This window comes from Clostridium estertheticum (assembly GCF_018861295.1).
Taxonomy (GTDB): Bacteria; Bacillota; Clostridia; order Clostridiales; family Clostridiaceae; genus Clostridium_AD; species Clostridium_AD estertheticum_D.
Genome location: NZ_JAHLDM010000022.1, coordinates 57,671 through 78,315 on the forward strand (window position 1 = coordinate 57,671; position 20,645 = coordinate 78,315).

At 33.4% G+C, this 20,645-nt stretch carries 18 protein-coding genes; 3 read left to right on the forward strand and 15 right to left on the reverse strand.

What is annotated here, in order from left to right; all coding sequences use genetic code 11:
* Positions 1-24: 24 nt before the first annotated feature.
* Positions 25-2,019 (forward strand): elongation factor G, encoded by a 1,995-nt coding sequence (locus KPL54_RS18665; RefSeq protein ID WP_216107998.1) that lies wholly within the window; start codon positions 25-27, stop codon positions 2,017-2,019.
* Between the two features lie 128 nt (positions 2,020-2,147).
* Positions 2,148-3,017: a CPBP family intramembrane glutamic endopeptidase gene (locus KPL54_RS18670; RefSeq protein ID WP_216107999.1), complete on the forward strand. Its 870-nt coding sequence runs from the start codon at positions 2,148-2,150 to the stop codon at positions 3,015-3,017.
* Positions 3,018-3,375: 358 nt separating this feature from the next.
* Here KPL54_RS18670 and KPL54_RS18675 read toward each other — a convergent pair whose 3' ends face one another.
* The 14 genes from KPL54_RS18675 to KPL54_RS18740 all read right to left on the reverse strand — a co-directional run bounded on the left by KPL54_RS18675 (position 3,376) and on the right by KPL54_RS18740 (position 18,150).
* Positions 3,376-4,365, reverse strand: a complete 990-nt coding sequence (locus KPL54_RS18675) for a glycosyltransferase family 4 protein (RefSeq protein ID WP_216108000.1) — start codon at positions 4,363-4,365, stop codon at positions 3,376-3,378.
* A gap of 339 nt (positions 4,366-4,704) precedes the next feature.
* Positions 4,705-5,952 (reverse strand): nickel-dependent lactate racemase, encoded by a 1,248-nt coding sequence (larA, locus tag KPL54_RS18680; protein WP_216108001.1) that lies wholly within the window; start codon positions 5,950-5,952, stop codon positions 4,705-4,707.
* A gap of 184 nt (positions 5,953-6,136) precedes the next feature.
* Positions 6,137-7,567 carry an anion permease gene (locus tag KPL54_RS18685; protein WP_216108002.1) on the reverse strand — a complete coding sequence of 477 codons (1,431 nt, stop codon included), beginning with the start codon at positions 7,565-7,567 and terminating at the stop codon, positions 6,137-6,139.
* Between the two features lie 121 nt (positions 7,568-7,688).
* Positions 7,689-8,240, reverse strand: coding sequence for a Fe-S-containing hydro-lyase (locus KPL54_RS18690; RefSeq protein WP_216108003.1), 552 nt, complete (start codon positions 8,238-8,240; stop codon positions 7,689-7,691).
* Positions 8,241-8,252: 12 nt separating this feature from the next.
* A complete protein-coding gene (locus KPL54_RS18695; RefSeq protein ID WP_216108004.1) occupies positions 8,253-9,095 on the reverse strand; it encodes a fumarate hydratase in 843 nt (280 codons plus the stop codon).
* Between the two features lie 94 nt (positions 9,096-9,189).
* Entirely contained in the window at positions 9,190-10,800 is a 1,611-nt protein-coding gene (locus KPL54_RS18700) for an FAD-dependent oxidoreductase (RefSeq protein WP_216108005.1), read from the reverse strand.
* Positions 10,801-10,850: 50 nt separating this feature from the next.
* Positions 10,851-11,531 carry a 4Fe-4S dicluster domain-containing protein gene (locus KPL54_RS18705; RefSeq protein ID WP_216108006.1) on the reverse strand — a complete coding sequence of 227 codons (681 nt, stop codon included), beginning with the start codon at positions 11,529-11,531 and terminating at the stop codon, positions 10,851-10,853.
* A gap of 56 nt (positions 11,532-11,587) precedes the next feature.
* Positions 11,588-12,439, reverse strand: a complete 852-nt coding sequence (locus KPL54_RS18710; RefSeq protein ID WP_216108007.1) for an FAD/NAD(P)-binding protein — start codon at positions 12,437-12,439, stop codon at positions 11,588-11,590.
* Between the two features lies 1 nt (position 12,440).
* Positions 12,441-13,475, reverse strand: a complete 1,035-nt coding sequence (locus tag KPL54_RS18715) for a 4Fe-4S dicluster domain-containing protein (protein WP_253203577.1) — start codon at positions 13,473-13,475, stop codon at positions 12,441-12,443.
* Complete coding sequence (locus tag KPL54_RS18720) at positions 13,472-14,455, reverse strand: 4Fe-4S dicluster domain-containing protein (protein ID WP_216108008.1); 984 nt, start codon at positions 14,453-14,455, stop codon at positions 13,472-13,474. Before KPL54_RS18720 ends, KPL54_RS18715 begins: the two co-directional genes overlap by 4 nt.
* Positions 14,443-14,907 (reverse strand): hydrogenase iron-sulfur subunit, encoded by a 465-nt coding sequence (locus KPL54_RS18725; RefSeq protein WP_071613085.1) that lies wholly within the window; start codon positions 14,905-14,907, stop codon positions 14,443-14,445. Before KPL54_RS18725 ends, KPL54_RS18720 begins: the two co-directional genes overlap by 13 nt.
* Positions 14,898-16,883 (reverse strand): CoB--CoM heterodisulfide reductase iron-sulfur subunit A family protein, encoded by a 1,986-nt coding sequence (locus tag KPL54_RS18730; protein ID WP_216108009.1) that lies wholly within the window; start codon positions 16,881-16,883, stop codon positions 14,898-14,900. Before KPL54_RS18730 ends, KPL54_RS18725 begins: the two co-directional genes overlap by 10 nt.
* A 48-nt stretch (positions 16,884-16,931) precedes the next feature.
* A complete protein-coding gene (locus KPL54_RS18735; protein WP_216108010.1) occupies positions 16,932-17,342 on the reverse strand; it encodes a 4Fe-4S dicluster domain-containing protein in 411 nt (136 codons plus the stop codon).
* A 19-nt stretch (positions 17,343-17,361) separates the two neighbouring features.
* Positions 17,362-18,150: a CoB--CoM heterodisulfide reductase iron-sulfur subunit B family protein gene (locus KPL54_RS18740; protein WP_216108011.1), complete on the reverse strand. Its 789-nt coding sequence runs from the start codon at positions 18,148-18,150 to the stop codon at positions 17,362-17,364.
* 439 nt (positions 18,151-18,589) lie between these two features.
* Between KPL54_RS18740 and KPL54_RS18745 the strand changes: the two genes are divergently transcribed.
* The gene (locus tag KPL54_RS18745) at positions 18,590-19,483 is read left to right on the forward strand and encodes a LysR family transcriptional regulator (protein ID WP_216108012.1); all 894 of its coding nucleotides are present in this window, start codon (positions 18,590-18,592) and stop codon (positions 19,481-19,483) included.
* A 126-nt stretch (positions 19,484-19,609) separates the two neighbouring features.
* Here the strand turns inward: KPL54_RS18745 and KPL54_RS18750 are convergent, their stop codons facing one another.
* On the reverse strand, positions 19,610-20,623 hold the full coding sequence (locus tag KPL54_RS18750; RefSeq protein WP_216108013.1) for a WG repeat-containing protein: 1,014 nt from the start codon (positions 20,621-20,623) through the stop codon (positions 19,610-19,612).
* Between the last annotated feature and the right edge of the window lie 22 nt (positions 20,624-20,645).

Sequence of the window (20,645 nt, forward strand, 5' to 3'; positions counted from 1 at the left end):
AAAATTGCTAATGGAGATATGAATATGACGATAAAAAATAATATTAGAAATATTGGAATAGTAGCTCATGTAGATGCTGGTAAAACAACTTTAACCGAGCAACTACTTTACCAAAGTGGTTCTAGCAGGATTCTAGGTAGCGTAGATAAGGGTACAACCCATACAGATTCTTTAGCTATGGAAAAGCAAAGAGGTATTTCAGTTAAGGCTGCTGAAACAGATTTCACTTACAAAGGAACTAATGTACATGTTATAGATACTCCCGGGCATATTGATTTTAGTTCTGAAGTAGAAAGAAGTATAGGTGTTCTTGATGGAGCTATAGTTGTATTGTCATCTGTCGAAGGAGTACAACCTCAAACAGAGGTATATTTTAATGCTTTAAAAGAATTAAATACACCTTCAATATTTTTTATAAACAAACTTGACCGTATAGGGGCATCTCCATATAAAACTATTAAGGATATTAAAAAGCTTCTAACTAATAAACTTATACCACTACAATTAGTTTATGAAGAAAACAACGAATTTATTGTTAAGAACATATTTGACAATGTAGATTCCGCAAAAAACATATTAGAAATAAAAGATGAATCCTTTAAACAATTACTTGAAGATATAATAGATATACTAGGTAATAATAATGAGGAAATTTTAAATCAATTCTTTGGCGAGACTTTAACCCTAGGAATGTTAAAAAATGAGATAACATTGCAAGCAAATCGTGGCCAAGTTTACCCTGTGCTATATGGCATAGCCCTAAGAGGTGAAGGAATTAAAGACTTACTTAACAGCATAATAGATTATCTCCCAGGACCTGAGAATTTAGATGATCTAGGACTTTCAGCCCTTGTATATAAAATATCCCATAACAAAACTTTAGGTAAAATAGCTCATATAAAGATATTTAGTGGATCAATATCTACTAGAGATGATATTCTAAATGTAACTACAAACAAAAGAGAAAAGATTACTATGATTAAAAAAGTGATTAATCAAAAATCAATTGATGTATCATCCGCAAGTAGCAGTGATTTGGTAATGGTGAGTGGCTTAAATTGTAGTACCTATGATGTCCTTGGAAGCAAAACTCATATTCCGAATCTTAAAACTATCACAACTCCTCTTCTCACCTTAAGAATTTATTCGAAAGTTCAGGAAGACTATGTAACTTTGGTTGAAGCTTTAACAATACTTCAAGAAGAAGATCCTCTTCTTAACATGGAATGGGTAAAAGAAAAAAAAGAAATTCATCTTAGAATTATGGGTAAAATTCAAATTGAATATATTGAAGATATTTTAATGGAAAGATTTAATGTGGAGGTTACTTTTGGTCCGCCTTCTGTTATCTACAGAGAAACTCCTATAACAAGTGGCTATGGTGAATCGCGTTACACTATGCCTAAACCCTGCTGGGCTATAGTTGAATTCTTAATTGAGCCACTGCCAAAAGGAAGTGGACTTATTTATGAATCAAAGGTTCGAACTGAAAAGGTAAAAATAAAATATCAAAGAGAAATAGAAGATAGTCTCGATAAAATTTTAAGTCAAGGCATATATGGATGGCCAGTTACGGATTTAAAAATAACCTTCACCAATGGTGAAGACCATGTTATGCATTCACGTTCAGGTGACTTTGCCGCATCCTCTGCCATGGGGATCATGAGAGGCCTACGCGAGATAGGTACTACCCTACTTGAACCCATAATTAATTTTAGAATTACAGTACCTGAGAATGTAGGTGGAAGAGTTTTAAACGATATTATAAAAATGCGTGGCAGCTTTGAAACTCCATTTATACATAACGGTACCTTTACAATAGAAGGTAAAATGCCTGTATCAACTTCCCTTGAATATCCAGGAGACCTTAGTAAAATCGCTTCTGGAAAAGCAATAATCACAACTGGTTTTTCAGGCTACGAACCCTGCTCCTTAGATATAGGAGCCACAAGGGAAAGAATTGGTGTAAACCCCTTAGACAGAGCTAAATTTATACTTTATGTGAGGAATGCATTATAAAAATACTCATTTTTGAAGTAAAATCACAAATCTAATTTATAAGTAACAATACCAAATATTTGCAATATATATTTAAGTCCTGTACAATTAAACAATGTCATAATTGTAAAAATAGAGGATGAGAATCTATGAAAGAAAGAAAGTCAGTTATTGCATTTTTAATTATTACGTTTATGTTGAGTAGTATCATCTATGTTATTTGGATTATGGGCGGAGAGGCGGCTACCCGATCAGGAATATCTGTATTATTGATGTGGTGTCCAGCATTTGCTACATTTATTGTGTGTAGAAAATATTATAAAAAAGAAAATTTACTTGGATTGAATAAATGCAAGTTATCTTTCATCTTAACTGCAATTGTTGTACCCATGCTCTATTTGGGTTTGTCCTATGGTATCTATTGGTTGATAAACAAAGAATCATTTACAGGTGATTTAAACATGCTCTCTTCGGTTTCTTCATCATATACAAATAAATTAAGTCATCGTTCGCTGGTTACAGTTATTACTCTTGTTATAGGGATTTTAACATCAATTATAACTGCTACTGGAGAAGAAATCGGTTGGCGAGGCTTCCTTCTGCCACAATTGACAAAAATCTGGAACGTTAAGGTAGCGGTTATTGTCAGCGGACTGATTTGGGCGGTATGGCATATGCCGATTATAATTGCGGGATTATACCTGCCAGGAACGCCGCTATGGTTTAAATTGCCTATGTTTGTGATTGAAGTAATTGCCATAACAGTAATTATGTCAGTTTTGAGATTAAAGTCCAAGAGTGTCTGGCCTGCTATTTTACTTCATGCAAGTCATAACTATTTCGATCAGGCTATCTTTGGGACGTTAACTAACAGCATTAACAAGTCTTATTATGTGGGAGAAACGGGTGTAATTACGGTCATAGTATCGATACTGGTTGCAATCATCACGGTAATGCTTTTTAGAAAAAATGCATCTGAGAAAACAATGACAGACATGAGCCAGTCGATTTATAGATGATTTTGTACCCAATACTTGAATATTCTACTATACTCCCTAAACAATTACTAATTGTTTAGTTCTCTAGATAACAACCTTTCATTGGAAACTAAAAATACTAGCTAAACATTTTTAGTCTTTGATAATTTTTTCGTATATTATGCTAACAAAATTGTATGTTGCGTAAAATGCATTGAATAAGCTCTAGTAATTCTTAATTTATTTTATCTGCAGATACGTTAAGAAACACGCATGTTTGAGCGTAAGCGAGTTTGCGTGTTTTAGTATATGCAGATAAAATAAATTTTAGAATTCCTAAGCGAAATGAGTGCATTGGAGCAATATACAATTCTCGTTATAGCATAACAATAGAAACATTTTAATTAAGAATTTCTAAATAAATTTTATATAAATCATTTGTTAGTTTCTCATAGTTATAATTTTGATTAACATAATTTTTCAGCTTATTATCCTTTCGTTTTTCAAATCCACTCTTTACTGCACTTAATATACTATTATTATCATAGGGGTCACAATATAAAGCCATTTCTTTAAAATATTCTTTTGCACAACCCTCTTTAGTTGAAACAATATTGCACCCACTTGCCGCTGCCTCAAGAGATGATAAGCCAGGCATTCCTACAAAGCTTGGATTTACGTGCACCTTTGCAAATCTATATGCATTGTATACATTATAATTATCCATAAATCCTAAATAGACTACATTCTTAAAATTAGTACATTGTTTAAGATACTCATTGTCATTTACATTTCCTATTAAGACTAATTGTTTTCCAAGCTCTGCACATATTCTACATAAAGCAAGTTGATTTTTGCTTTGGCTTATTCTCCCAACACATAAAACATAATTATTTAAATTATATCTCTCTTTAAAATTATATAAAGGTATGTCCTCATTTTCTACTTCTACACCATTGTATATAACTTCCTTATATACACTAACGTGAAATTCACTCTTAATAAGTTCCTTTTCTAATTCACTATTACAAATAATAGCCTTACTCCTTTTTAAAATCTCCTCTTTATAAATGCTACACTTTTCATATAACTTCATACTTTCAATCTCATTGTTTATCATGTGATATTTTTTCATATCCCAGTGCATAGGAGAAATCACTAAGCTTTTTTTATAAAACTGTGCAATCTTGTAATATCTATATGTTTCCCCTGCGGTGTCAATGTTAAATAAATGTACTATATCATAACTAGAATAATCATATATTCCACCATCATTTATATCTACAGTTACCCCTAATTTACGCAAATACTCAGCTGTTTTAATCACTTTCATAGAATCTACTGCAAAATTTCTATAATAATCTTGTCTAACGCACAATAGAACTTTCATTAGGCATTTCCCCCTATCTCTTGCTACTTTTACAATATAATTATGCTAAGACATGTTTATTTATCACCTTTTTACAAACATGTTTAATATATTTGATTTATTTCTATACTTTTATTTATATACTATTAGTTTATACTGCAAAAGTTTCTATATAGTTGTGAAAGTTTATTGCGCTAATATAATTAAATAATAATATATGCTTCAAATACAATAAAAACACCTATAATATCTATAAATGTTTTATCATAATAAATTAATTACCAAATCCACTTTATATAAGAAGGTATTTTATAAAGTAAAAGGTTTACATTTTAAATTAAAAAACTCAGAAATCGTATATTACCGAAGTATTGGTAATGTAGATCCTCCATAAGGCATTGTCAATACTTTAGCATCGGTGCCTTGTTCTTGATAAGCCTTGTTTATAGCATCCTGAACATTACTAAAAGGTACCATAAATATTTTGCGTACAAAGTCTTCTTCCATTTCAGATACTAAAAATATCTTTGAATTTTGTAGTACCATTGCAATTGCTGCAGCTTTATGCCCTCCAAGTTCAAAATTCTTTTGTATGTCAACAATCAAACTCTGTGGAGAACTTGCATTAATCATCCATTTTTCAAATACTTTTTCACCAAGTCCTTCTAAACAAGATGCCACCAAAATTATAATTCCACCCTTTTTAACCGCATTTTTTGCATTATCTAGAGCTTTTTGAGATTGGTACATATTAATGTCTTTTGGATATCCACCTGGTGTTGTAATCACAATATCTGCTTTATTTTTAATTTCTATTTTATTAGCTAAATCTAAAAATCTACATCCTTCTCTATGTGCTTTTATAAAATGCCCAGCCACAGCCTTAATAATTTGTTTCTTTTTATCTAAAACTACATTTACAATAAAATCTATTGATATAGTTTCTATTGCTTCTTCTAAATCTAATCGAACTGGATTAGTATCTATGTTCCCAGTTTTAGCTTCTTCTTCAACCATTCTACTGTGATTTGCTTGAATTGCAGCTCTAGTAGAAACTCCAGGCATAATTGCCTTTGCACCACCACTGTATCCAGCAAAATAATGATATTCTATATTTCCAAGACAAATTCTTATATCCGCATCTGCTACCTCAGTAAAAATATCTATTGGTGTTCCTCGTTTTGTGAATCCTAAATGCTTAAAATCCATTGGGTTACTGTCTATACATCTAATTTTGTTATATATTGATTCACCTAATAAGTATTTTTTCTCATCCTCTGTATGTGGTCTATGACTCCCAATTGCTAAAACAATTGTTATATCACTATAACATACCCCAGCCTCTTCTAGTTCCTTAATTACTACTGGAATTACCATCTTACTTGGCATTGGCCTTGTAATATCGCTAGTTATAATAACAATTTTTTTACCTTTCTTAACAATCTCTTTTAATCTTTCTGATCCAATTGGATTATCCATTGCTCTATTAACTTCTTCTTCATTCATTAAATCTACTTCTATTTTATTAGGTAAAATTTCTCCAATAAAATTTTCTTTTTCTATGTTAAATTTTATTGTTTTCTTTCCAAAACCAAATTCAAATTCCATCTAAACTCACCCCCACTTAAATTTTAATATTACTAATTCTTATCTTTTCATAAGTTAGTTAACAATATCATTACTCATATTCCGCTGAACACATAAAACCTTAGTTTATTTAAATATAGTAAATATGAAAATCATTGCGCGGAATATGAGTCATTAAATAGCTTTAATTCTTATTGAATTATATTTAATATAATCCAATAATTTTCCACCATACAAAACCTCCACCAATCCATATAACAAAGTACGCTAATCCAATAATGAAGTTTAAACTCCACCATTTATTCTGACTTACATACCCTGATCCAAAAAGGATAGGTGCGGGACCACTGCTATAATGTGTAGTTGAAGCAAATAAATTTCCAAATACTCCTAAACTTATAGCTGCAAGCATAGGTGGAACTCCTCCCGCTATTGCAACTCCAAGAAATGCTGAGTACATAGCGCTTACATGTGCTGTTGAACTTGCAAAAATATAATGACTGTAGAAATAAGCTAAAAGTAAAACAATTAAAATAATTGGCCAACTAAATCCTTGTACATTTTGTCCAATTGATTTACTAAGCCATGGAATTAATCCAAGTTTGTTAAGCTGAGTTGCCATCATAACAAGCACTGAGAACCACATGAGTGTATCCCAAGCTCCCTTTTCACTCTTTACATCATCCCAAGTTAGAACTTCAGTAATTAAAAGAAGGGAAAGTCCAATAAATGCTGTAAGCGTTGCATCTATACCGGTTACTGTTCCTGTTACCCATAAAAGAAGTACTACAACAAATATTAAAGCCATGAATTTTTCACTTCTTTTAAGTGAGCCCATTTTAGTTAGTGCTTCATTTGCAAATTTCGGTGCATCGGGAGTACTTTTAATTTCTGGTGCATATAATTTGTAAATTATAAGAGGTATTACTATAAGAGAAATAACACCTGGAACAATCGCTGCTATAAACCACCCAAGCCAAGTAATGTTGACTCCAAAAGTTGCAGCTAAAGTCTGAGCTAATGGATTAGCTGCCATAGCTGTCATAAACATTGCAGAAGTTATAATATCACCATGAAATTCACAGAATATAAGAAAAGATCCTATTTTTCTTTCAGTTCCATCCTCAGGTTTCGAACCAAAGGCTTCCGAAAGAGATTTTATGATAGGATAAATTATTCCGCCAGCTCTTGCTGTATTACTTGGGGTAGCCGGTGCTATTACAAGGTCACAGAAAATAATTGAATAACAAAGCCCAAGGGTCTTTTTACCAAAGGATCTTACAAATAGATAAGCGATTCTTGTTCCGAGACCTGTTTTTATGAAACCTCTCGAAATAAAAAATGCCATAACTATAAGCCATATACTGCTATTACCAAAACCTTCAATTGCAACTTTTGTAGTTACAGTTCCTGTTAGAATTGATACGGTTAATCCTATTATAGACAAGGCGCCTATAGGAAACGGTTTTAAAATGCATCCTACTATTGTTGCAATGAAAATTGCAAGCATGTGCCAGGCCTGTGTTTTAACTCCCATAGGTGATGGTATAAACCATATGATAACGCCTATCATAACTGCTATAATAAATTTAGTATACCTATTAGAATATAGTGATTTACTAGAACTTTTTGTCATAATTAAAGCCCCCTTACTTTATTTGTTTATAAATACTTTAGAAACTATAATTTGTTTTTTTTAGGGGGCTTGTACTTAATTAAAACACCCCCCTATTTAAATTTCATGTTATCTTGCTATTCTATTTTTGATATTTTTTTCTTTCTGTCTCATAAAGATTATTACCTTCACTGTCTATTACAACAACAGCCGGGAAATCTACTACCGTAAGTTTTCTAACGGCTTCTGGACCTAAATCTTCAAAAGCAATAATTTCGCATTCTTTTATTGATTTAGAAATGAGAGCTCCAGCTCCTCCTATTGCAGCAAAATAAATAGCGCCATTTTTCTTCATTGAATCTACTACAGTTTTGCTTCTAAGCCCTTTTCCAATCATTCCAGTAAGGCCTAGTTCAAGAAGTGGAACAGTCAAATCATCCATTCTATAACTAGTAGTTGGACCAGCAGATCCTATTACATTTCCAGGTTTAGTTGGAGCAGGTCCTACATAATATATAATGGCATCTTTTGGATTAAAAGGTAATTTTTCGCCATTGTTGATTGCATCTACTAACCTCTGATGAGCTGCATCCCTTCCTGTATACATAGTTCCTGATATTAAAACACTATCTCCTGATTTTAAATCCTTTAACTTCTCTTGTGTTAATGGAGTAGTTATATGTTTGATTTCCATTTTTACCCCTCCCTATATTATTGTTATTGCATGTCTTGCCACATGACAATTAATATTTACTGCCACTGGTAATCCAGCAATATGTGTTGCAAAAGCTTCCACATTAACGGCAAGGGCTGTAGTATTTCCACCTAGTCCTTGAGGTCCTATTCCTAGTGCATTAATTTTTTCTAGTAAAGTTAACTCAATTTCTTTTAAATGCTCAGTTTTATTATGACTACCAATATCTCTTGTTAAAGCTTTCTTAGCAAGATACATTGCTTTATCAGATGTGCCTCCAATTCCAACACCTACAACAATAGGTGGACATGGATTTGGACCTGCAAGTGAAACGGCTTCTACAACAAAATCAAGTACACCAGCTAACCCATCTGATGGTTTAAGCATTTTTAATTTACTCATATTTTCACTACCAAAACCTTTTGGAGCTAATGTTACTTTGACTTTATCACCTGGCACAATATCATAATAGATTACAGCAGGAGTATTATCTCCTGTGTTTTTTCGTTTTAAAGGATCTTCTACAACGGATTTTCTTAAATATCCTTCTTTATATCCACGTCGTACTCCTTCATTAATAGCATCTGTAATATTTCCACCTATTAACTCAACTTCTTGACCTAATTCTACAAATACTACGGCCATACCTGTATCCTGACAAATTGGTACTTGGTCATTTTTCGCAATTTCAGCATTTTTAAGCAAATTACTTATTATATCTCTTCCTACTGGAGATGTTTCTTCCTTTTCGGCTTTGTGAAAGGCGCATAATACGTCTTCTCCCACATAAAAATTAGTCTTAATACTCATGTCTTTTAAAGCATTTTCAATTTCTTTTACATCAACTTTACGCATGAACCAACAACTCCTTCCATTTTTTTAATTTTCAAAGCAATAATCTATTTTTTTTTATATCATCGCCTTTCAAACTATATTACATTTAGTTTTATTATTTATTATTTTCTCTTCCATGAGTATAATGTGGTAACAACATAGGAGAGATTTTGTCTGTAATTATACCATTTTCGCAAAGACTCTTATGGTATTTTTTAACATGATCAAGACTAAGTTTTTTCACATTAACATTTTTACAATTTTCGCCCGCATGTGACCCTGCTCTACGTCCAAAAACAATAATATCTAATAATGAATTACCCATTAACCTATTACTACCGTGGATTCCCCCTGAAGCTTCTCCTGCCACATAAAGGTTTTCTACCTTGGTTTGACCATTTTCATCAATTAAAAGTCCTCCATTTTGATAATGAAGTGTTGGATATACGAGAATTGGATCTATTCTCATATCAATACCAAATTTTTGATACATTCTTAGCATTGCTGGAAGTCTCTTTTCAATTGTTCCTTCACCATTAATTAATTCTATTAAAGGAGTATCTAGCCATATGCCTTTTTCCCCTGCAGCTGTATCAATACCTTTATTTCTTATATGGCATTCTCTAATTAGTGCAGATGTTTCCACATCTCTGGTTTCAAGATGGTAAGTAAATTGCTCACCATCAATATTTAGAGGTGTCGCCCCTAAACTACGAACCTTCTCCGTAACAAGTGCTCCAAAAATTTGTGGAGGATACGCTACTCCTGTAGGGTGATACTGCACAGCATCTGCGAAAATGAGTTCAGCTCCGGCTCTATATCCAAGTACTAACCCATCTGCTGTAGCACCGTAATGATTTGTTGTAGGAAAACCTTGATAATGAAGTCGTCCGGCACCTCCTGTGGTTATAATAACAGTTTTAGCTCTTGCTATTAGATATTCCTCTGTTTCTATATTAAATAATACAGCTCCAGCAGCTTTGCCATCCTTGTCTAGGATTATCTCCACAGCAGGTGAGAACTCTACCACTTCGATACCTTTGTTAATAACTTCATCCCTAAGGACACGCATGATTTCAGCTCCTGAATAGTCGGCAGCAGCATGCATTCTTTTCCTTGAAGTTCCACCTCCGTGAGTAGTGACCATTGTACCATCTTTTTCTTTATCAAACATTACACCAAGTTCATTCAACCATTTTATTGCTCCTGGAGCATCCATTACAAGAGCATTAACAAGCTCTTTTTTATTGGTAAAATGTCCGCCTCCCATTACATCCATGTAATGTTTTGCAGGAGAATCATCTGGCTTATCTGCAGCCTGTATTCCACCTTCAGCCATCATCGTATTGGCATCACCGAAACGTAATTTTGTTGCAATCAATACATTTGCTCCTGTTTTGTGGGCTTCTAGAGCTGCTGATGCTCCAGCTCCTCCTCCGCCTATTATCAAAACATCTACATCATAATCTACTTTAGTTAAATCCATATCTAAATTTTGAAGTCTGCTTTTAGCTTCAATAAGTTCTGCAAGTTGTAATGGAACCTTAGATCCTTTGCTCGGTCCAACACTTAGATTTTTGAACTCTTCTTCCTTATAATCCGGATAATTTTCCTTTAATATATCTTCCTTTTCCTTAGCAGTCATCCTCGGAAACTGAACTCCTAGTCTTTGCTCACGTGTGGCCTCTACCTTCTTTATTAGCACCCTCATTTCTGCTGTATACATTAAAATACCTCCCTGGTAAACCTATATTTTATGAGATTTATTGGTGCTCTTTACTTTGTAATATCTCTTGTGTTATATAATTCCTTTAATTCATCTATACTTTTAATCATTAATTCTTTCATTGAATCATCATACGTGCCTTCTTGAATCTCTTTTACCCTTTTTGTCAAATCTTCTGTTTCAGGAGCAATATATTTGCCTGTAAGTCTTCGAGCAAGCATTGCTACTTGATAATGAGTTATACCTGCAGGGCATCTAGAAGCACAGATTCCGCACATAACACAGTCAAAAGATTCATGAGCACATTTCTCAATATCTCCTCTTTGAGCACTGGCAATATACTGCATAACATTAAGCCCTTGTGGGCACCCTTTAGTACATGAATTACAACCAATACAGCTATATATTTCAGGATAAAGCTTCATCATTGTATCAGCTGTTGGCTCTAGTTCGTTCATATCATAAGTTCTTTTGTCTCCAGGAAAAAATGGCAATTGAGTAAGATACATACCATCTTCAACCTTAGTTTGACATGCTAAACATACCTTTAATTCATTTTTGCCCTTAATTCTATATATTGTGGAACATGCACCGCAAAAGCCACCCCTACATCCACATCCTCTTACTAATTTGTACCCTGCATACTCCATCGAATCCATAATTGTAAGGCTTGATGGTACAGAATATTTTTTATTTAATATATATATTTCCACCATTTCTTTGTTGGACATTTTATATGCCTCCTTTATCCCAAATCTTTAATGGGATTGTTTTAACCGATTTATTATTAATATTCATCAGGAAGTTCATCTATTTCATCGCATCTAAATACTGGACCATCTTTACACACATATTTATCTCCAATATTACAACGTCCACATTTTCCTACGCCGCATTTCATTTTCAATTCTAAAGTTGTGTATACTTGATCCTTCTTAAATCCTATTTCCATAAGTGTTTGAAGAGTATATTTAATCATGATAGGTGGCCCACATAACAAGGCTACTTTATTTGTGTCAAATCCAATTTCTTTAACATAAGATGGAACAAATCCTACATGTCCTTCCCATCCCTTAGCTTCTCTATCAACAGTTAAATGAACCTCTGTATTAATCATTGATGGCCAGTTTTCAAAGATGTCCTTTTGAAAGACAAGATCTTCAGGTGATCTTGATCCATATAGAATATCTACCTTTCCATAATTTTCTCTATTATCCATTACATAGTTTATAACAGAACGAATAGGTGCTAACCCTATTCCACCACCTATGAAAAGAAGGTCTTTTCCTTTTAGTTCATCATTAACAGGAAAATTATTTCCATAGGGTCCTCTTATTCCAATTTCACTGCCTACCTCTAAACCATGTAAATATTCTGTAACCACACCACATCTTTTTACACTAAACTCCATATAATCTTTTTGCGTTGGAGAAGAAGTGATTGAGAAAATAGCTTCTCCAAGTGGAGGAACCGAAATCATTGCACATTGACCTGGCATATGTTCAAATGGCTTTCCACCACCAGGTTTTGTAACTCTAAAAGTAGTTACATCATGTGTATCTTTTCTAACATCAATTATCTCAGCTATTTCTGGCATTAAAGGGTTCACATGTTCATGTTCATTACAAGTACAGCTCATTTTATTCACCACCCAACTTTTTAATTACTTTAACAATATCCAAGTGAACTGGACATTTTTCAACGCACCTTCCACATCCAACGCAAGCATATGCACCCTCATTATTATTGGGATAATAAACAAGCTTATGCATGAAACGCTGCCTAAATCTTTCCTTTTGAGTTTTTCTTATATTTCCATGTGCCATAAGAGTAAAATCTGAGAACATACATGAATCCCAACAACGGAATCTTTCTCCAGATGTATCCCCTTTAAAGTCAGAAACATCATAACAATGACAAGTAGGACATACATAAGTACATGAACCACATCCTAAGCACCGCTGACTAAGTTCTCCCCAAATTTCAGATTCAAATAACTCATTAAGCTCTCCCGTTATTTTTTTAGGGTCTAGGTTTGCTAAAGGAAGCTCTTTTAATTTATCATTTGTAGCCTCTTGTAATGCATTTAATTCACTTTCATCCTGCTCAGTAACATCTTCTAAAATATCCTTTAATTGCTTTGTTAAGTTTTCACCTTTTTGAGTTTGTGGATCCCAAAGTATGCTATCCCCAATATCCCATGTGTTAACATCAACTTCCTTCGAAGCTGTTTGTGGCTCAATCCCAAATGAACTACAAAAGCAAGTTTCCGCAGGATTAAAACAGGCCATTGAAACGATAGTTCCTTTTTCTCGCCTTTCCTCATATAAAGCATCTACAGGATCACTAAGAAATACATTGTCAAGTAGCTTAAAGCTCCTTGCATCACAATGCCTGACTCCAAATAATACATACTCCTCTTTTTTTCCTCCTACATTATCTAGTTCAAGTTTCTTTCCGTCTCTTTTAAACTTTAAGTAAGTTTCACTTTGTGGGAAAATAAAACTTTTTGGCGAAATATTGGTTTTCAGCTTTTCTACATTCACCGTATCTCCTTGTTTCCACATATCAAAGTTAACTTTCCCATCCACTTCAATAGGTAAAAACAGTTCATAAGATTCATCAATTTTACTAAAAAGATCCGAAAACTTATTCTTTAATATTTTCTTCATCATTTTTTCCCACCTCCGTGTGATGTAAATGAATCACTATCATCCAGTTTAAACATTCCGATTGGGGCTTGTTTAGTTGGATCTACTCCCGCATCATATTCACCATAAAGTTCATTTATATCTTTCATTATTTTACTATTTAATAAGTAAAGTGGTATATTTGCTGGACATACTCTGCTACATTCTCCACAGTCCACGCAACGACCGCCAACGTGATAAGCCCTAATAATATGATAAAACTGCTCTTCACTTTCTACATTTGCTTTACCTGATACCTCTGCCTTATCGTTGTCAAAAATACATTTTACACAACTACATGCAGGACATATATTACGACAAGCATTACATCTTATGCATTTTGAAAATTGAGCAGCCCAAAAATCAGATCTTTCTTCATCAGTTAGAGCTTCAAGTTTTTCCACTTCTTTAAATCGTTCTAGTGGATCTACTTCTCTAGTTACCGTATCAGACATCATCTGATCATACACTACAGGGTTAGGTCGTCTACATCTAATGCACTTATCATATTCAAATTCCTTTGAGGTAGCCTTCTTTTCACCATCATTTTTTACAAATATGATTTCATCCCCAGATCTTTTAACACTTAAAAGGCCTTTATCTAATCCTTCTTTTCTTACTTTTTCTGGATCAATCATACCGGGACAACCTATTCCATAAACAACAACCTTGCTTCGATCTACTCTGTTATCATTTATAAGTTGGTTAAATCCAAGGGAATCGCATCCTTTTAAAAATATACCTACTTTTTTATTATCTTTTAATTCCTTAAGCAAGTATTTACTTAGATTATTAACGCAGAAGTTGTCCCATATTAAAGAATCTACTTTATCAACATCTGTAATAAATACGGGATAAGAATCATCAAATGTATCTCCCTTTTCCCAGCCTATAATTTTTTCTACTTCCCCATTTTCTAGGGCTAATTTTGCGGTCTCTCTTATTTTTTGTGTTATCTTATCCATCTTTCATCCCTCAACTTTCTATTAGGGCCAAGTTTATGAACTTTCTCTAATACGTCATTCATAACGCTTGAAAATTTTTGTCCCTCTGCTGCTGAAATCCAATCCACTCTAAAACGTTCTTTTTCTATCCCCATAAATACAAGCAAATTTGTCAAAATTGAAAAACGACGTCTTGTATGATAATTTCCGCTTGTATAATGACAATCTCCTGGATGGCAACCGGCAATTACTACACCGTCAGCGCCATGTTGGAATGCACGAAGTATAAAGTTTTCACTTACTCTACATGAGCATGGAACCCTAATAATTTTAACATTGGCAGGATAAGCTAATCTGCTTGTCCCCGCTAAATCGGCTCCTGCATAACTACACCAGTTGCAACAAAAGGCTACAATTAAGGGTTCAAATTCACTTTTATCTATCCCCTCGATTTTTTCGGCTTCTATCGACATATTGCATCCACCTCCGCTAAAATCTGTTTATTAGTAAATCCTTTAAGATCAATGGCACCCGGACGACAAGCTACAGTACATCCGCCACATCCTTGACAAAGTGCTTCATTTACACTTGCAACTATTTTATTAATTATATTTCCATTCTCTTTAACTTCAATTGTTTTTGATGAGATTGCATCATATGGACATATTTTAGTACATGCAAGACATCCACTACAAATCGATTCATCTACTTCTGAAACGCAAGGATTATTAACCAATTTATCCTTACTTAATACACCAATTACCTTTGCTGCTGCAGCACTTGCTTGTGCTACTGTCTCTGGTATATCCTTTGGTCCCTGGCATGCTCCTGCTAGAAATATTCCTGCAGAATGAGTTTCAACAGGACGAAGTTTTGGATGAGCCTCTGTAAAGAAATTATTTGTATCTGTGCTTATGCCTAATATTCTTTTAATTGTAGTTGCATCATCTTTGGCCTTAGTTGCCGCAGCGAGCACTACTATATCTGCATCAATTTGAACTGTCTCTCCAGTCGAAGCATCAATAGCATTAACTTGAAGATTCTCTCCATTTGGAAAAACTTTACCAACCATTCCTTTTATATAATGAACACCATATTCTTCAACAGCTCTTCTCTGGAACTCTTCAAAGTTTTTTCCTGGTGTACGAACATCAATATAGAAAACATAGGCTTCCATATCAGGATAATGATCCTTAAGTAACATTGCATGTTTTGCTGTGTACATACAACAAATTTTTGAACAATAAGGTTTACCCCTTAAGGTCTTGTCCCTTGATCCAACACATTGTATAAACACTACTTTTTTAGGCACTCTTTGATCAGATGGACATAATAGATGACCTGCTGTTGGACCTGCAGCATTTGTTAATCTCTCAAATTCAAGAGATGTTATTACATCCGGATGCTGACCATACTGGTATTCTCCAAATTTATCTAAACTTATAAGATCATAACCTGTGGATACCACTATAGCACCATATTGTTTTGTTATTTTAGTATCAACCTGTGAAAAATCAATGGCACCCGCTGTACATACTTTTTCGCAAATCCCACATTTCCCTGTTTTAAACTTGATACAATGGTCTCTATCTATAACCGGTACGTTTGGAACCGCCTGAGCGAAAGGCATATAAATGGCCCCTCTGTTTCTTAATCCTTCATTAAACTCACTTTTAGCTTTTTTCGAAGGACATTTTTCAGTACAGACACCACAACCAGTACACTTATCCATATTTACACTTCGCGCCTTTTGGTTAATGGTTGCTTCAAAGTTTCCAACGTATCCCTTAACTGCCTCAAGCTCACTGTATGTATATAATGTTATATTTTCATGAGATGCGGCATCTACCATTTTGGGTGTCAAAATACAGGCAGAACAATCGAGTGTTGGGAATGTTTTATCAAGCTGAGACATCTTACCACCAATACTTGGTGACTTCTCAATTATATCAACTTGATAACCAGCCTCAGCAATATCAAGAGCAGTTTGAATTCCTGCTATTCCTCCACCAATAACAAGTGCCCTTTTCGTTACATCTATTTGACCTGGTGTAAGTCCACTATTTAATGTAGCTTTAGCAACTGCAGCCCTAACAAGAGCTATTGCTTTAGGCGTTCCAATCTCTTTCTCCTTATGAATCCAAGAACAATGTTCTCGAATATTAGCAACTTCTAATAAATATGGATTTAGACCTGCTGCCTTAGCCGCTTTTCTAAATGTTGCCTCATGCATTCTAGGTGAACATGATGCTACCACAACTCTATCTAATTTTTGATCTTTTATCGCATTTTTGATCAAATTCTGACCTACTTCGGAACACATATATTGATAGTCTTTAGCATATACAACTCCAGGCATTTTTTGTGCTTCTTCTATGACTTTATCAATGTCTACGGTAGCTGCTATATTACTTCCACACCAACAAACAAAAACTCCAATTTTCTGCAATTTGATTCCTCCTTTAAAAATAACAGTATCATTATTTTAATGTAAAAATTATTTGTTGTATTTTCTAAATACACTTACTATTGCCTGTTGGGGCATTTTATCATCTATTTTTTCAAGAACATCTTCAGCTTTTATTCTATTTTCTCCTGAACGCCTAATAACTATAAGTCTCACTGCCTCTAAAACGTTTGCAATGTCTATATCCCTAGGACAACGCTCAGAACATGTGAAACATGAAGCACAAGACCAAATAGTTTTACTCGCTATAACCTTGTCTAGTTCTCCTGTCTGAAGTAATCTTATAACCTGATGAGGTAGAATATCCATACCTTCACTAGCAGGACAACTTGCTGAACATTTTCCACACTGGATGCAATCTTGTATCCTCTGCCCACTAATTTGAGAAATTTGCTCTAACTCTTTTGATCTTTTGCCTGAATATATTTTCACTCTTTTCATTACACTATCTCCTCCTATCTTATTTAACACCTAAAGCTTCTGCTAAAAGTTCTGTGAAATAGGTAATAGATAGTTTATCTTTTGCCCCATCATTACTAATTTCTAGGTTATATTTACAAAGGGGGCATGCAGTAACAATTTCTTCTGCACCATTTTTTACAGCGGATTGTATTATATTATCTGTCATTTTGTTTACAAGATCCTTCTGTTCTAAACAAAGGTACCCTCCACAACACTCCGTTCTATATGGATATATAACTGGAATCGCTCCTATTGCTGTTATAAAATCTTCTATAATAGATGGATTTTCTGGATCATCAAAATTCATGGTACTACTTGGACGAAGGAGCAAACAACCATAATATGCACCAATTTTACGATTAGTAAGAGGATTCGTAACTTTTTTAGCTAATTCATCAAATCCTATTTCATCTCTAAGTACTTCTAGATAGTGAAGAACTTGTGTCTCACCCTCGTATTCTTTTGGCAAGTCCAAATAATTGTTAACCTTGGAACTTATGTCCTCTTTGCTTTTCATATCTTCATTTACTCTTTTAATCACGTGATGACATGCTGCACATAAAGTGACTAGCTTTTCACCTTTATCCCTTGCTGCCGCTAGGCTCCGTACCGCGGATAATTTAGTAGCTATTTCATCAGTGGCCATGGGATATACCGCACCACAACATTGCCACTCTTTTTGCTCTTCTAGCTCAAACCCCAAGACTTTCGCAGAATCTAGTGCATACTTTTCTAATTCCTGAGCTTTCGTCTTTAACGTACAACCTGGATAATAACTATACTTCATATTTTTCATCTAGACTTTTAAACAAATGTATAAGTCTAGATTTGCACCTCCCTTCAATTTATTAATGTTTTAATACTAATTAGTAAAAATGTTTATATTCTCTGTTAACGTTTATCTATTAAAATTGATGAAGTCTCACTTAACTTCTTGTTAAAATTATAACATGTATTATTCTAAATTTAAAATACCATTAAACTATGATATAATAGTATTTGCCTATCATAAAGAAACATCTTATAAATTTACTATAATAAATTATTTTGTTTCTTAATTTTATTGTTATATCTACATTTATCAACAAATAAGTATTTTTTTATATTTTTTAATATTGTATTATTAAATTTAATTTTTGTTAAAATTATAACGCTTTTCATTGCAATTCAGAAATATTAATCAACTATGGTTTCATAGTTTAAATCTATAATTAGGAGGCTACGTTATGGAATTAAGACAGTTACAGTATTTTCAGATGGTTTGCCAATTAAATAGTATTACACAAGCCGCAAAAAAACTTTACGTAACTCAACCATCTATTACCAACTCCATTAAGAATTTAGAAAAAGAACTGTCCTGTGTACTCTTTGACAGATCTAAAAAGCAACTTTTTCCCACAATTGAAGGAAAAATTTTTTTAAAGAAAGTAGATGAGATTTTAAAATTAGTAGACAATGCCACTACCGAAATGAAGGATTACGAGGATCTCAAAAAGGGGATACTTACAATAGGCATCCCTCCAATGATCGGTACCTTTATATTTCCTATAGTTTTTATTAAATTCAAACAATTATATCCAAACATCAAACTCAACATTATAGAATATGGATCTATTGAAACAAGACAAATGATAGAAAATGGAGACTTAGATTTAGGTATTATTATAGGTGACCCAGATAATAATACACTAGCTTCCTTGCCTATTTTAGATAGCGAACTCTTAGTTTGCCTAAAAAAAGAACATCCGCTAAGACAAAATTTAACTATTACATTTGAAGATATTAAAAGCGAACCAATTATCCTACTAAAAGAAGGCTTCTACATAAGGGAGAAGATATTAGATCGTTTTAGAAAAAAACATATTCAGCCTAATATCATTTTATCGTCCAACCACTTAGAAACCGTCAAGGGACTTATTACAAACGGAGTTGGCATATCTTTTTTATTAAAGGAAATTGTTGAAGATAATGATAAAATAACAAAAATTCCATTATGTAATACTATCCCTATAAAAATTGCTCTCGTTTGGAGGAAAAATTGTTGTTTATCCACTGTTTCAAAAGTATTTATAGATTTCTTAAATGAAAACCCCCTAACCGCTCCTAAGAATTTAGATTAAGTTAATAATTTTCTTATTGAAAATATACATAAAAAGCGCACCCTAAATATCCACTCTTATATTCGGACAAAAATGCCTCAAAATAGAAATTACTTTCTATTTTGAGGCAATCAATTAATCTAAAATCTAAGCTTGTAATTTCCAAATGTATTCTCCTGATTTATTGATATATCCAATCCTTTTACCTATTTCAACCCTTGCAATTCCCTGGGTAAATTCATAGGCTTCTTCAAAAATTGGTTCTATAATTATTTCACCTAAACAATCTATGTAACCCCACAAATCTCCTATTTGAGCAGCTATTAAACCCTCACTTATAATATCTATGTCTTCAAAATTTGTTGGTATTGTAATATTACCACTTTTATCAATACAACCATATTTTTCATTTTCACAAATTACAGCTATACCTTCATAAAATTCGCCAGCCCACTCAAATTTCGGTTTTATAATAATGTCTCCCATGTTATCTATGTATCCGTATTTTTCTCTTATCTCAACTGCTGCTAATCCTTCATTGAACTGGTCGCAAACATTATATCGTAGTGGTATAATTATTTCTCCGCTCTTGTTTATATACCCATACTTCCCCTTAGAACAAACTGATGCTATCCCGCAGTTAAATTCATTAGCATAATCATAAATTGCATCTATTATAACTTTGCCATTCTTATCTATATATGCTATCTTACCACCTATTTGAACTGCTGCTAATCCCTCACTATAATCGTTAGCATCTAAATATTTTGGTGGCACTATTTCCGTACCTTCACTATCTATGTATCCCCACATATACCCACTCTTTACTGCAGCTCTTCCTTCAATAAAGAAATTAGCTTCCTCATATTTAGGTTGAACTATAAGTTTACCACTTAAATTAATATATCCATTTTTATGACCTACTTTTACTGATGCAAGTCCTTCATTAAATGGCATAACTTCATCATATTTAGGCTCAATTACAAACTCTCCGGTCTTGTTTATAAAACCATATTTATTATCTATGCTTGCTATCGCTAAGTCCCCTTCAAACTCCTGCGCATAATTAAATTTGTTTTCTATAACTACATTGCCTTCCCTATCTATATACCCATATCTTTTCTTAAATTTCACAGGATATAAATTATTCTCATTGTTCATAACTAAAACTTCCTTTCACTTT